Origin of the sequence: Bradyrhizobium sp. HKCCYLRH3073 (assembly GCF_051167995.1) — a bacterium.
Classification (GTDB): Bacteria; Pseudomonadota; Alphaproteobacteria; order Rhizobiales; family Xanthobacteraceae; genus Bradyrhizobium.
Genome location: NZ_JBNPUD010000013.1, coordinates 180,519 through 194,555, shown reverse-complemented (window position 1 = coordinate 194,555; position 14,037 = coordinate 180,519). Strand labels below are relative to the sequence as shown.

Sequence of the window (14,037 nt, the reverse complement as noted above, 5' to 3'; positions counted from 1 at the left end):
TGCGGCATGGCGGGACCTTCCTGGTGTGTCTCGAACATTTGGCGATGCTCAAGACCGCAGAAGAATCCACGCCATGCGCCTTGTCCAGCCTGCCTGAACCGGACAGCCGTGGGACAAGCCCGGCCATGACGACAATGAGGATTGTACGATTGCGCTCCGGCTCGGTGCGCAGCGTCGGCCGATCGTGTCGGACCATCCGTGGTCACGCATTGAACGACTGCGTTCAACTTCGGATCTCCTTTCGCGACACACCTTCTCAGCCTCGCGGCGCCATCGGCGTCCGAGCTTTGCTGATCTTTCGCCCTCTCGAAAGCAGAGGGCGCAGGGAAGGCCGGGCGCTGGCCGCGCCCGTGGCCCGCCTGCAGAAAAAAGCAGGCGGCAGTCACCACAGGTCTGGCCGAACACGCCCGGCCCTCCCTGCGCGATGGTTTTGACGGCTGCTCCGAGCTCTCCCCGGGGACCGGCGTTCTTGCCCCCGTCATCCGCAACATCGTCGTCACGGACTTGGCATCAGCACCGGGATGCCAGGACCACACGGCTTGACCGTGCGCACCGGATCGTTCGTCCGCGAGACCTAAGCCCGCTGCGACCCGACGCGCCCACCGCATCCCGCGCCCCACGTTCGTGACGATCGCGAAGCGCCCCTCATGGCGGGCACGGGATGGCGCAACATGTATCATGATTTCTGGGAAAAAGAAATAAGATTTGACGGGCTGTGAATTTGTCGATCTGAACCGATAGCTGAACAGGACTGGAGTTCCGAGGACTCTTGGAGCCACCGAACGCGCGCGGTCCTTGATCGCGCTCAAGCTGCGAGCAGCCGGTGGCTCTGCCGAGACGCGCTGGTGGGTTTGATCCGAGCATCGGCTGACGGCAAACGGCCGTCGCTGGGGACAACGGAGGCAGACGTAGAGGAGGAATAACTGACCGAGGTCCACAGGACTGGGTGCACAAGGGGACATGAAAATGTCAGCGGGGTTTGAGCTTACGTCACCATTTCGGGTTTGATCGCCAAAAAATTGCAGATTAATGAGTTTGCTCGCGCCGGAAGTATTTGGGCGCGTGCGGAAGAGAGCGGGTCGTTATGCATTCACCAGCCGAGGTGCGCCACGCCAGGGACGCCGTCCATGGGCCTCTCTACCGGCCAGACATAGACGGATTGAGAGCTGTCGCCGTTCTCTCCGTGGTCGCCTTTCACGCCTTCCCTGGCACGCTCCGAAGCGGCTTTGTCGGTGTCGACATCTTCTTCGTGATATCGGGCTTCCTTATCACATCAATTATTCTCGGCGGGCTGGAAAGTGGCACATTCAGCTTTCAGGTCTTCTACGCCCGGCGGATCAAACGGATATTTCCCGCGCTCGCGCTCGTGCTAACCGCATCGTTAGCAGCGGGCGCGCTTCTGCTACTGCCAGACGATTTCCGTCTGCTCGGTAAGCATGTGGCCGCTGGCGCGGGCTTTGTTTCCAACTTTGCTCTGTGGCAGGAAGCCAACTATTTCGACGTTGCGGCAGACACCAAAATCCTGCTGCATCTCTGGTCGCTTGGCATCGAGGAGCAGTTCTATCTCGTGTGGCCGGCGCTGATCTGGATTGCCTGGCGGCTGCGCCTGAACCTTTTCACGGTTTTCGTCGCAATGTTCGCAGCTTCATTCGTCTTCAACATCAAGGCTACGCCATCCAACCCTGTTGCTGCATTCTATTCCCCGGGCGCCCGCTTCTGGGAACTGGCGACGGGCAGCATTCTAGCCTATCTGGCATTTTCGACGCCGCGGGCGGCGGTGTGGATCGAAAATGGCATCGCAACGGTGATGGCGTCCGTTCTCTTCGAACGCGGCGGAGTGGATGAGAGAAAGCTCTACCGCGACTTCGTTTCGGTCGCGGCCATCGCGCTGATTGGTGCGTCAGTCCTCATGATCACGCGCCGACAAGAGTTTCCGGGCTGGTGGGCGCTGATGCCGGTCCTTGGAAGCTACCTGGTCATCCTCGCCGGGCCGGGGGCTTGGCTCAACCGGGTGCTCCTCTCAAATCCAGTCATGGTCTGGATCGGTCTGATCAGCTATCCATTGTATCTTTGGCACTGGCCGCTGCTGACTTTTGCGCGCATCCACTATGGAGCCTCGCCGCCCCCGCAGGCCGTCATCACGTTGTTGGTCGGTGCGTCAGTCGGCCTCGCGTGGGCCACCTATCAGTTTCTCGAGAAGCCCATCCGGTCTGGCGAGCGGCGGGTCTGGATGGTGCCAGGGCTAGCAATGGCGATGATCGCCATCGGCGCATTTGGGCTCCTCGATGTCGCGATGCAGGGTTTCCCGGGCCGGATCAACGACGAGAACAAGCGTGAATATGCGGCGTATTTTTATGGCGGGTCGCCGCTGATCCAGGCTGAGGCTCAGGATATCATGCAGAACCGCTGTAACTTTTACGCCTGGGATAGTCCGGTCCCCACGCTCGCGCCAAGAAAGGCCATCGATCCCAGTTGCTATATGCGGCACTCCGACAAGAGTGTGCTCATTATCGGAGATTCCAATGCTGCGGATCTATATTACGGGCTCAATGAAGTTCTTCCGAAAGATGTCTCGGTACTGCTGATCCACAGTTCGGGCTGCCAAGTCAGTCCAATTATCGAGCACATCATAGAAACTCACCACTGCAACATGGCGAACTACTTTGCGCTGCGTCGGATCGAGATCGATCCGCCCGATGTTCTGTTGCTTTCATCGAACAACTCGTTCGACATCGAGTACATCCGCAAGTTTTCGATGATGGTGAAGGGGTATGGCGTCAAGAAGGTGCTCGTGCTTGGTCAGCGGCCGCATTGGAAGCGCTTTCTGCACAAGATCATTCTGGATGAGTATTGGAAGTCGACCCCGCGGTATATACCGGGTCACCTCGATGACGAGTTGATGTCGTTCACCAAAAAGTTTCAATCGCAGCTGAAGCGCGACGAGCCCTTCGACTTCGTGGACGAAATGCAACCGTTCTGTAGCGCAGAGGGGTGCCTTGCTTTCCTCGGAGACAACCGTCGCGAAGGGCTGATCACGGCTGATACGGTTCACCTCCGCCCATTCGCCTCGGTCTGGTTGGCGCGCCAACAGCTAGCCCCCCTGATTTTGAGGTCTTTGGGCAGTCAGTAAGCTGAGTCGTACACTTTTCCGTTCTGCGTCATCAGTGGCACGCCGTCGGGCGTACCCGGGATAAAGCAGCCGAACTTCACGAGCAGGCCGTTGCCTCCGACAATGGATGGGCCCACCTTGCGATAGCCATCCCTCCTGGGGCAGTTCCCGATACGTAGCTGTTCGCTACCGATGACCATGAACAAACGGTTGATGCTCGGCATGTCGCCGGACTCGTCCGCTATCGGCTCTATGCTGGCGCATCCTTGAGAGCTGCAGCCTAGCGTAAACCGCCCTCCGCCTTGCTCCATGCGCCAGACGATATCGAAATGACCGGCGACTTGGATTCCGCCATTGAAGGACGATCCTGCCGTTGGACCGTCAAACGAAATAGCGATATCCTTGTCGCCAGATCCGTGAAAGACGAGCTTTCCTGAGCCGTCGAAAACGCCGTTGTTGTGTGCGAGCATTTGCGGTGTATTCGGGTTGTTGTCCCGATTGCAGTGCATCTCGATCTGCCCCTGCGGCCCAAATTGATCCGCCCATAGAAACAGCTCACCATTGTCGCCTGCCGTAATGCACGTCGCTGCATGCACCAGCTTTATCGTTCCGTTTCCGTTCGGAGATAGTGCGATCAAATTGCTGCCCAGGGGCTGCCCACTAATGGCAACCGCGTCATCTTTGAAGGTTTGGCCGATGGTCGGCGCGATCGTTACGAGCGATTGGCGGGTGTCGAGGTCCTGCTGGATCAGCTGAACGGCGGTGGCGAGATACTTCACTGGCCTGCTGATGCCGTCGTTGCCATCATCGCCGTCATTATCGACGAGGATCTTCAAACTTCCATTCGGAACTTTGTATCGACCGGGCTTGTGCGTCGAAATCCAACGACCTTTGTAGCTTGTTATTCCGACCGACTGGTTTGGATAAAGCCGTGGGTTGATGTCTTGTGGGAAGTCGATCAAGAGCTTGCCGGCCTCGGACTCTTCGTTGACGAGAACGATATCGCATCCATCTTCGATGCCAGTCGCCGCGGGAAGAGTAATTCGTATGTTTCCTCCGAACGCAACAATGTTCTGGTCGCACGCAAGCGGAAGGGGGCCGCTCCGACCGATAGTCCCTATAGGGCGTGACTGCGCGTTGAGGAGCGTGCCCGTAAGCACAATCAAGACGAAAAGAAATCGTCCCACCAAACCAAATCCAATCGGGAAAATTCAAATCTAGGATCAACTAACTTTCTAGGCTTTGTCTGGTAAGGTTCAACCATGGGCTGTGTCAACTGCCGCGATCTGCGTTTGGGTCGCCGACTTCGCTTCAACTCAGTCAAACCCGCCGTTTTTCGAGCCAGTTCCTCCTCCGGCCCTCTCAAGATCGTAGTCGTCGAGTGGGAACCCCCGCTAAAGTACGGAGTGGCCGAACGCTAAAGAAACCGCCCCACAAACCCCAGCGCCGTTTCCGCCACCTCGCGCCAGCCGCTGTCGATGGTCAGCGAGTGGCCGCGTTGCGGGAATTGGGCGAATTCGGTGACGGCGTGCTGGTTGCGCTTCTGCCGATCGTAGGCGGCGCGGGCGACCGAGGGCGGCACGGTGTGGTCGTGCTCGCCGGAGATGATCAGCAGCGGGCCGCGTTCGACGGCCTCGCTGTCGACGTGGGCCTCGGTCCAGGGATTGAGGTTGGCGGCCGCGGCCTGGAAGATCGGTCGGCCCGGGGCAGGCGCCTGGTAGGTTTCGTATAATGCGTCGCTCTCGGCTTCCGGCACGGAGTTCGCAAACGCGTAGCGGAATTGTTCGGGGGTAAGACTGACGTTGCGGTTGGCATTGAGCGGGTTCTGCAGGACCGGCCAGGCGGAGCGCAGCGCCGAGACGGGCAGCGGCAGCACGCCGCGGAATGGCGCCGGATCGATCGCGACCGTCGCCGCCGACAGCCCGCGGCCGGCGAGGATCTGCGCGATCAGGCCGCCGAAGGAATGGCCGATCACGGCGGGGCGCCGGTCGAGCGCGCCCGCGATCGCGGCGAAGTGCGCCGCCACCTCGCCGATCGTTTCGGGCGCTGCGGCGCCGCCCATCTCCGCCGGCCAGCCGGGCGCCAGCCCGGCATAGCCGGCGGCGTCGCACAGTTCGACCCACCGATCCCACGAGCTGGGCTTCAGCCACAGGCCGTGGATGAAGATGACCGCAGGCCGTTGCGATGCGTTGGCTGCGACGATCGCATCATCAAGTGTGGGGGTCGACATGATTGGCGCCCTTCTGATGCGTTGGATCAGTTGCGCGACGGCGTGGCGGCCGGCTGCCCGTTGAGGAAGGCGTCGATCGCAGCGACCGTCGCGGTGGGCTGCTCTTCCATCAGCCAATGGCCGGAGCCTTCGATGACCTGCTCCTGCACGTTGTTCGCGCCGGCCCGCGCCACCACCGCCATGGTCGGGCCGAAGGACGCCGCGCCGCCGATCGCCAGCACCGGCATCGTCAGCTTGCCATGGGCCGCGAGCCAGGCGCGGTTGTCGATGGCGTCCTGATCGAAGGCGGCGAACTGGCTGAAGCCGGCATGCATCCGCCCGGGGCCGGCATAGAGCTCCGCGTAGTGGACGCGCGCGGCCTCCGGGAAATGCGCAGGGTTGGCGGAGAACTCGTTCCAGAAGCGGTCGAGATAGATGCGCTCGCGGCCCGCCACCAGGCGCTCCATGTCGGGGCCGCCGAAGCGGAAGTGCCACAGCAGCGGGTTCTTGAGGATCTCCTCCCACGGGCCGATGCCCGGCACCGGCGCATCCATCAGCACCAGCTTGGTAACGCGGTCGGAATGCCGCGCTGCCAGCGCATAGGCGACCATGTTGCCGATGTCGTGGGCCACGACCTCGGCGGTGCGCGCGCCCAGCGCGTCCATGACGCCGGTGATGTCCTCGGCCTGGTTGGCCTTCTCAAAACCCTTGTCGGCGCGGGCGGAGAGGCCGAGGCCGCGCAAATCGGGCACGATCACGGTGTGGTTCTCGGCGAGCTTGGCGGCGAGCGGCACCCACATGTCGCCGGTGTCGCCATAGCCGTGCAGCAGCACGACCGCGGGTCCAGTGCCGCCCACGCGGACGTGGAGCGTGGTGCCGTTGGTCGGGATCTCCTGGATGCGGAAGCTCTTCGGGAAATGGCCCGGCGCCTCGGTCGCGTCGGCGAGGGCGGCGCTGGTCAGCATCGTGAGCGCGCTGGCGGCGAGGGCGGTTCGTTGCAGCAGGCGGGGCAGGGTCATGACGGTCTCCGTAGGTTGCATCGTGTTGATGCACGCAAAGCTAGACGAACCCCAATCGCGGTATTAGAGGGTAGTAACGCCAAAGATTTTTGATCTGGACGCAAAGATGGTACTGGCCAGCGCGGACCGCGCCCGGGATCTCGAGGTGTTCTGCGCGGTCGCCGACAGCGGCAGCTTCTCGGCCGCGGGCCGGGGCCTCGGGCTGACGCCGTCGGCCGTCAGCCGCACGCTCGACCGCATCGAGGCGCGGCTCGGCGCGCGGCTGCTGCTGCGGTCCACGCGCGTGCTCACGCTGACCGCCGAGGGCCTGGTCTATCTCGCGGCCGCCCGCCGCATTCTCGCCGATCTCGACGAGGCCGAGCAGGCGATCGCGGATCAGGGCGCGCCGCGCGGGCGCATCCGGGTCAGCGCCGCGCTGTCGCACGGCCGCATCTGCATCGTGCCGTTGCTCGGCGAGTTCGTGCGGCGCTATCCGAACATCCTGGTCGACATCAATCTGAGCGACGGGCTCGTCGACGTGGCGGCGGGGCAGGCGGACGTGGCGATTCGCGGCGGTCCGCTGGCCGACAGCGCGCTCACCGCGCGGCGCCTCGGCGCCAATGGCCGCACCATCGTCGCCTCGCCGGACTATCTGGCGCGCTGGGGCGTGCCGCAGACGCCGGAAGACCTCACCAACCACAACTGCCTGAACTTCAGCTTCCGCCGCGCCGAGCCGGTGTGGCCGTTCCGCCGCGACGGCGTCGACTATGCGCTGAAGCTGCGCGGCGCCGTCGAAGCCAACAGCGGCGACACGTTGACCGAGCTCGCGCTGGACGGCGTCGGCATCGCCCGCGTCGGCGATTTCAGCCTCGGCAACGCGATCGCAGAGGGACGGCTGGTGCCGCTGCTCGAGGCGTTCAATCCCGGCGACAGGGAAGTCTTCCACGCCGTGTTCGTCGGCGGTCCCAACATGCCCGCGCGCGTGCGCGTGTTCGTGGACTATCTCGTGGAGCGGATGGGCGCGAGGGGAGAACCTTAGTTCTTGCCTCAAAGGATGTTCTGCGACCCTCGCAAGCGACAACGGCCGGGGTTTGCGCCCGGCCGCCGCGCCATGTTCGAGGATGCTCCGTCAACAGACGCTGTCAGATGCAGTGCGCGACGGCATGGATCGTCTGGGAGGCTTCCTTACCCAGCCGTCTGCAGGGTGAGCGCGACCTTCGGGAAGTCGATGTCGGTGTGCGCGGCGTTGTTGACGTAGTTCGTCAGCACGTTGATCGCGACGTTCGCGATGATCTCGATCAGCCGGCCGTCGTCGAGACCCGCCGCGCGCGCCGTGGCGAGGTCGGCGTCGGCGACCTGTCCCTTGGTGTCGACGACGCGGCGCGCGAGGCGGGCGACGGCTGCGTCGATGGCGTCATCAGCGGTGCCTTCGCGAGCCTTGCGGAGGCCGTCCGGGCTGAGGCCTGCGCCCTTGCCCATCAGCGAATGGGCCGAGAGACAATATTCGCAGCCATTGGCCTGGGCGACCGCGAGCGCGACGATCTCGCGTTGCCTCGCGGTGAGCGCGCCCTTGGCGAGTGCATCGGAGAAGGCGATGTAGCCGTTCAGCGCGGCGCCCGACTGCGCGAGCGTCGAGAACAGGTTCGGCGTCATGCCGATCTTGGCCTTCACGGCGGACAGTGTGGCGACGACGCCGGCATCGGCGCTGACGGTGTCGACGGGAGCAATGCGGGGCATGGGAACATCCTTGGTGTGAGGTGCGGGCTTGCACGCCCCCTCCATGCCGGACTATGTGTGGCTTTAGGTGCCAGAAACATTGCAGATCGTCCCATGGACCCTTTTGCCGCGCTGTTTGCCCATGTCACGCCGCGGGCTCGGACCTTCTTCTCCGGCAACCTTTGCAACACCGTGGAATTCGGACCGGAGGGCCATCTGCACCTGTTCAAGGCCGGCTTGCTGACCCTGACCCAGCCGGGCGCAGACGACTTGAAACTGCACGAGCCGACCCTGATGTTCTTTCCGCGCGGACGGACGCATCGCTTCGTCGTCGATCCCGAGCGTGGTGCCGATCTCGTTTGCGCGACCGTCGAGCTCGGCGGCGCCGAGGGCAATCCGATCGGTGAGGGACTGCCCGAGCTCGTGGTGCTGCCGCTCGCCGGGCATCCGACGCTCACGCCGGTCTGCGACCTGCTGGTCGCCGAGGGGTTTGCCGATGGCGGCGGTCGGCAGGCGGCGCTGGACCGGCTGTTCGACTATCTGCTGATCCTGATCGTCCGCGACGTCGTCGCCAGCGGCGCGGTCGAGAGCGGCGTGCTCGCCGGGCTCGCTGACCCGCGCCTGGCGAAGGCGCTGACCGCGATCCATGACGCGCCGGGCCGGGCGTGGAGCCTCGAGGATCTCGCCGATATCGCCGGCATGTCGCGCACGCGCTTCGCCGATCTGTTCCGGGCGCGCGTCGGCCGAACGCCGATCGACTATCTGACGGCTTGGCGCATGACGCTGGCGCGGCAGCTGCTTGCCAAGGGCAAGTCCGTCAAGAGCGTCGCTTCGCAGGTCGGCTACGACAGCGCCGCGGCGTTCTCGCGTGTGTTCAGCCGGGTGTCGGGGCGCCCACCGCGGGAGGTGCGGTAGCCCGAGCGGCCGTTTCGCCGGCCGGCGTTCCTACTCCGCCGCCACCATCTGCTGGATCCGCCACTGCCCGAGCAGCGCCCGCAACGAGGCCGGCTTCAGCGGCTTGTTGAGTACGGCGACGTTGTCGTCGCGGGCGGCGGCGCGGACGTGGGGGCTGCGGTCGGCGGTGATCAGGATCGCGGGCAGTGCCTCGTTGAAGCGGCGGCGGATGTCGCGGATGGCGGCGATGCCGTTGCCGCGGTCGAGATGGTAGTCGACGAGCAGGCCGGTGACGGCGCCATCGCGCGCCGCGATCGCCTCCATCGCGGACTCCGGATCAGGCACGGCGATCACCTCGGCGTCCCACGCCGTCAGCAGGGTCTTCATGCCGTCGAGGATCGCCGGATCGTTCTCGATGCAGACGATCAGCGCGCCGGCAATCGGCGTCGTCGCCAGCGGCGTCGCGCTGGTGACGGCGGCAGTGTGGTTGATCGCTTTCGCAATCGGCACCGTGACCGAGAACACCGAGCCGCGGCCGGGCCGCGAGTCCAGCGCGATGCCGTGATTGAGCACGCGCGCGATGCGCTCGACGATCGACAGCCCCAGGCCGAGGCCGCGGGCGATCCGCGCGCCCTGCTCGAGGCGGTGAAATTCCTTGAAGATCTCGCCGCGCTTCACCGGGGGGATGCCGACGCCGGTGTCGTAGACGCCGATCTGCAGCGACTGGCCGTGGCGGCGGCAGCCGACCAGCACGCGGCCCTTGGGCGTGTACTTGATGGCGTTGGAGATGAAGTTCTGCAGCAGCCGGCGCAGCAGCAGGCGGTCGGACTCGACCGGCAGCGACGACGGCACGAACACCAGCTCCAGACCCTTGGCGCGCGCGGCGGGCGCGAACTCGATCTCCAGCGAGCGCATCAAATCGGCCATCTTGAAGCTCGACACCGAGGGCGTCATCGCGCCGGCATCGAGCCGGGAGATGTCGAGCAGCGCGCCGAGGATCTCCTCGATCGCTTCCAGCGAGTCGTCGATGTTCTCGACCAGGCGCGAATCCTCGCCGGCCGTCTGCCGCTCGACGAGGCTCGTCACGTAGAGCCGCGCCGCGTTCAGCGGCTGCAGGATGTCGTGGCTGGCCGCCGCAAGGAAGCGCGTCTTGGAGATGTTGGCGTCCTCGGCGGCGCTCTTGGCCAGCGCCAGCTCCGAGTTCAGCCGCGTCAGCTCCTCGGTGCGGTCGCGGACGCGTTTTTCCAGCGTCGCATTGGCGCGCTCCAGTGCCTCGGCGGCCTCGAACGAGGGCGTGACGTCGGTGAAGGTGATGACGAGGCCGCCACCCGGCATGCGGTTGGTGCGGACCTCGATCACCATGTGGCGGTCGGCGAGGCGTTCCAGATAAGGCTCGCCCTCGGTGGTGTAGGCGGCGAGCCGGCGCGCCAGCAGCGCCTCGCCGTCCTCATAGGTGGGCGCGCCGATCGTGCCCATGAATTCGAGGATTTCCTTCAGCGGGCTGCCGATCTGCACCAGATCCGGCGGCAGCCCGAGCAGGTCGACGAACTGGCCGTTGGAGCAGATCAATTGCAGATCGGCGTCGAACACCGCGATGCCCTGGCGCACATGGTTCAGCGCGGTCTGCAGGATCTCGCGGTTGAAATGCAGCGCGGCATGGGAATCGTCGAGCAGCTTGAGCGCGGCCTTGGCCGACACCGTGCGCTTGCGCAACAGCAGCGACATCACCAGGCGCGACGACGCCGCGCCGATCGAGGAGGCGATCAGATGCTCGGCATGGCGCAGCAGCTCGAAATCGGCCGGCGCGGCCGGATCGAGCGGCAGGTTGCGCTGGGCGGCGAAGGCCTCGAACGAGGCGCGGGCGCGGTCGGGGCCGAGATATTGGCCGACCGTGCTCTGGATGTCCTGCACCGTCACGGTCGAGCGCCAGCGGCGGAAGCTCGGTGCGCTCGGCGTCAGCTCGGCCGGCACGAAGATGTCGGCCTGCAACAGCTCGATCGACGACGGCTGCCGCGCCAGCGACAGCACGATGTACGTCAGCAGATTGAGCGACAGGCTCCACAGCACGCCATGCAGCAGCGGCGGCAGGTCGGTGCCGAGCAGCGCCTGCGGCCTGAGCGCCTCGAGCCCGAACGGGCCGTGCTGAAGAAACAGGATGCCCGCGGTCGAGGTGTCGAGGAAGCTCGGGATGAACAGCGTGTAGAGCCAGACGGCGAAGCCGACCAGCATGCCGCCCATCGCGCCGCGCGCGGTCGCGCGCCGCCAGAACAGGCCGCCGAAGAAGCTCGGCGCGAGCTGCGCGATGGCGGCGAACGACAGCAGGCCGATCGCGGCGAGCTGGGTGTTACCGAGCGCGCGATAGTAGAAATAGGCCATCACCATGATGGCGAAGATCGCGATGCGGCGGGTGCCGAGCAGGAAGCCGGCGAAGTCGCGGCCGATCTCGCGCTGCTCCTGCTGGCGCTGCAGCACCAGCGGCACGACGATGTCGTTGCAGACCATGATCGACAGCGCGACGCATTCGACGATCACCATCGCGGTCGCCGCCGACAGGCCGCCGACGAAGACCAGCACCGACAGCCATTGCGAATTGGCCTCGATCGGCAGCGCCAGCACGTACATGTCGCTGTCGACGGCGCCGAACGGGAAGGTGATCAGGCCGGCCAGGGCGATCGGGATCACGAACAGATTGATCGCGACGAGATAGAGCGGAAACAGCCAGCGCGCGCGCGACACCTCGGCATCGTCGGCGTTCTCGACCACGCTGACATGGAACTGGCGCGGCAGCAGCATTGCGGCGCAGAACGACAGCAGCGTCATGGTGAGGAAGCTGCCGATGCCCGGCACGTATTCCAGCGCGCGCTCGGCCTCCGGCGATTTCATCGCACGCTCGATCAGCTCGACCGGCGAGAACATCACGAAGGTGACGAAGGCGCCGGCGGCGATGAAGGCGACCAGCTTGATGATCGATTCGGTCGCGACCGCCAGCATCAGCCCGTGCTGGTGCTCGGTGGCGTCGGTCTGCCGGGTGCCGAACAGCACCGCGAAGATCGCCATCGCCAAGGTCACCATCAGCGCCATGTCGCCGACGATCGGGATATGGGCGAAGGCGCGGTCGTCGACCATGATGGTCTCGAGCGACGACGCCACCGCCTTGAGCTGCAGCGCGATGTAGGGCACCGAGCCGATGATCGCGATCAGCGCCACGGTCGCCGCCACCGCCTGGCTCTTGCCGTAGCGGGCGCCGATCAGGTCGGCGACCGAGGTGATGTTCTGCGACTTGGCAAGGCGGATGACTCGGCGCAGCAGCGGCGTGCAGGCGCCGACCATCAGGATCGGCCCGAGATAGATCGCGAGGAAGTCGACGCTGGTGCGGGAGGCGAAGCCGACCGAGCCGAAGAAGGTCCAGGACGTGCAGTAGATCGCCAGCGACAGCGGGTAGATCAGCCCGGCCAGCCGGCTGCGGCTCTCTGCCGGCCGCCGTTCGCCGGCCCGGTTGCCGCGGCTGGCGACCAGGAACAGGAACCCGATATAGCCGAACGCGGCCAGGATCACGCTCCAGTCGTGCAGCATGGTGTTTACGCGAACTCCTCGATCGCTCCGCCCCGGGAATTGGCCGCGAGCTTAGCGCTTTGGGGGAGGCGGGGCGATAGCTATCCCTCCGGCGCGCGGGGAATGACGAGGGCGTCCTTAAGCGCGATCGGTCTTGCTTCCCGCAGCGCCGGCGTGGTCCGTCTCACCTTCGTTCACCGCCCCAGTCGATGAGAGCCGACGTCCTCGCGGCCCGGCCGGTCTGCTCCCCTCCCCGCAAGGGGGAGGGGAGCGCACCGCCGTCGCGGGAACGTGCGCGGGCTCACCACAGCAAATCGAATAACTACTCCGCCGCCAGCGGCTTCTCGTGCAGCGCGAGTCCCAGGCGTTCCCAGACCTGCAGCAGGGCCTCGGCCAGGCGGTCGATCAGGCCGTCGTCGTGGTAGGGCGAGGGCGTGATGCGCAGGCGCTCGGTGCCCTTGGCGACCGTGGGGTAGTTGATCGGCTGGATGTAGATGCCGTGCTCTTCCAGCAGCAGGTCGGAGGCCTGCTTGCACTTCTCGGGATCGCCGACGAACAGCGGCACGATGTGGGTGTCGTTGGTCATCACCGGAAGGCCGGCGGCGTGGAGGACCGCCTTCACCCGCGCGGCGCGGTCCTGGTGGCGTTCACGCTCCCAGCTCGACGATTTCAGGTGCTTGATCGCAGCCGTCGCGGCCGAGCAGATCGGCGGCGGCAGCGCGGTCGTGAAGATGAAGCCCGGCGCGTAGGAGCGCACGGCATCGATGATCTCGCCCTTGGCGGCGATGTAGCCGCCGAGGCAGCCGAACGCCTTGGCCAGCGTGCCTTCGAGGATGTCGATGCGGTGCATGACGCCGTCGCGCTCGGCGATGCCGCCGCCGCGCGGGCCGTACATGCCGACCGCATGCACCTCGTCGACATAGGTCATCGCGTTGTAGCGCTCGGCGAGATCGCAGATCTCAGCCAGCGGTGCGACGTCGCCGTCCATCGAATACAGGCTCTCGCAGGCGATCAGCTTCGGCCGGTTCGGGCCGGCGGCGATTAGGAGCTGCTCGAGATGGGCGAGATCGTTGTGGCGCCAGATCTGGCGCTCGCAGCCGGACTGGCGCACGCCCTCGATCATCGAATTGTGGTTCAGCGCGTCCGACAGGATCAGGCAGTCCGGAATCAGCTTGGCGAGCGTGGCGATGCCGGTCTGGTTGGAGACGTAGCCTGACGTGAACAGCAGCGCCGCTTCCTTGCCGTGGAGGTCGGCGAGCTCGGCCTCGAGCTGCACCAGCGGATGATGGGTCCCGGCGATGTTGCGGGTGCCGCCGGCGCCGGTGCCGACGCGGGTGGCGGTCTCGACCATCGCGCCGACCACCTTCGGGTGCTGGCCCATGCCGAGATAGTCGTTGGAGCACCAGATCACGACATTGCGCGGTCCGTTCGGCGAGTGCCAGGTCGCATGCGGGAACCGGCCGGCGATGCGTTCGAGATCGGCGAAGACACGGTAGCGACGCTCATCATGCAGGCGACCGAGGGCGGCACTGAAGTACTGGCTGTAGTCCATCACGAAA

9 protein-coding genes are annotated in these 14,037 nt (G+C 65.2%); 3 read left to right on the top strand and 6 right to left on the bottom strand.

What is annotated here, in order from left to right; translation table 11 throughout:
* Positions 1 to 1,084 precede the first annotated feature (1,084 nt).
* Positions 1,085 to 3,130, top strand: a complete 2,046-nt coding sequence (locus ACQR1X_RS26510) for an acyltransferase family protein (protein WP_434899933.1) — start codon at positions 1,085 to 1,087, stop codon at positions 3,128 to 3,130.
* On the opposite strand, the gene ACQR1X_RS26505 is transcribed toward ACQR1X_RS26510, so the two are convergent.
* From ACQR1X_RS26505 to ACQR1X_RS26495, 3 genes are all read right to left on the bottom strand, one after another.
* Positions 3,124 to 4,296: a hypothetical protein gene (locus ACQR1X_RS26505; protein ID WP_434887443.1), complete on the bottom strand. Its 1,173-nt coding sequence runs from the start codon at positions 4,294 to 4,296 to the stop codon at positions 3,124 to 3,126. The genes ACQR1X_RS26510 and ACQR1X_RS26505 overlap by 7 nt on opposite strands.
* 230 nt (positions 4,297 to 4,526) lie before the next feature.
* Complete coding sequence (locus ACQR1X_RS26500; protein WP_434899932.1) at positions 4,527 to 5,339, bottom strand: alpha/beta hydrolase; 813 nt, start codon at positions 5,337 to 5,339, stop codon at positions 4,527 to 4,529.
* A 26-nt stretch (positions 5,340 to 5,365) separates the two neighbouring features.
* Positions 5,366 to 6,337 (bottom strand): alpha/beta fold hydrolase, encoded by a 972-nt coding sequence (locus ACQR1X_RS26495; RefSeq protein WP_434899931.1) that lies wholly within the window; start codon positions 6,335 to 6,337, stop codon positions 5,366 to 5,368.
* 106 nt (positions 6,338 to 6,443) lie between these two features.
* Between ACQR1X_RS26495 and ACQR1X_RS26490 the strand changes: the two genes are divergently transcribed.
* Positions 6,444 to 7,355 carry a LysR family transcriptional regulator gene (locus ACQR1X_RS26490; protein ID WP_434848176.1) on the top strand — a complete coding sequence of 304 codons (912 nt, stop codon included), beginning with the start codon at positions 6,444 to 6,446 and terminating at the stop codon, positions 7,353 to 7,355.
* A 146-nt stretch (positions 7,356 to 7,501) separates the two neighbouring features.
* On the opposite strand, the gene ACQR1X_RS26485 is transcribed toward ACQR1X_RS26490, so the two are convergent.
* On the bottom strand, positions 7,502 to 8,053 hold the full coding sequence (locus ACQR1X_RS26485) for a carboxymuconolactone decarboxylase family protein (protein ID WP_315801517.1): 552 nt from the start codon (positions 8,051 to 8,053) through the stop codon (positions 7,502 to 7,504).
* Between the two features lie 93 nt (positions 8,054 to 8,146).
* Here ACQR1X_RS26485 and ACQR1X_RS26480 point away from each other — a divergent pair, with 93 nt between their 5' ends.
* On the top strand, positions 8,147 to 8,947 hold the full coding sequence (locus ACQR1X_RS26480; protein ID WP_316218205.1) for an AraC family transcriptional regulator: 801 nt from the start codon (positions 8,147 to 8,149) through the stop codon (positions 8,945 to 8,947).
* Positions 8,948 to 8,977: 30 nt separating this feature from the next.
* Here the strand turns inward: ACQR1X_RS26480 and ACQR1X_RS26475 are convergent, their stop codons facing one another.
* Complete coding sequence (locus tag ACQR1X_RS26475) at positions 8,978 to 12,499, bottom strand: PAS domain-containing hybrid sensor histidine kinase/response regulator (protein WP_434899930.1); 3,522 nt, start codon at positions 12,497 to 12,499, stop codon at positions 8,978 to 8,980.
* Positions 12,500 to 12,800: 301 nt separating this feature from the next.
* A complete protein-coding gene (hemA, locus tag ACQR1X_RS26470; protein WP_315801514.1) occupies positions 12,801 to 14,030 on the bottom strand; it encodes a 5-aminolevulinate synthase in 1,230 nt (409 codons plus the stop codon).
* Positions 14,031 to 14,037 lie beyond the last annotated feature (7 nt).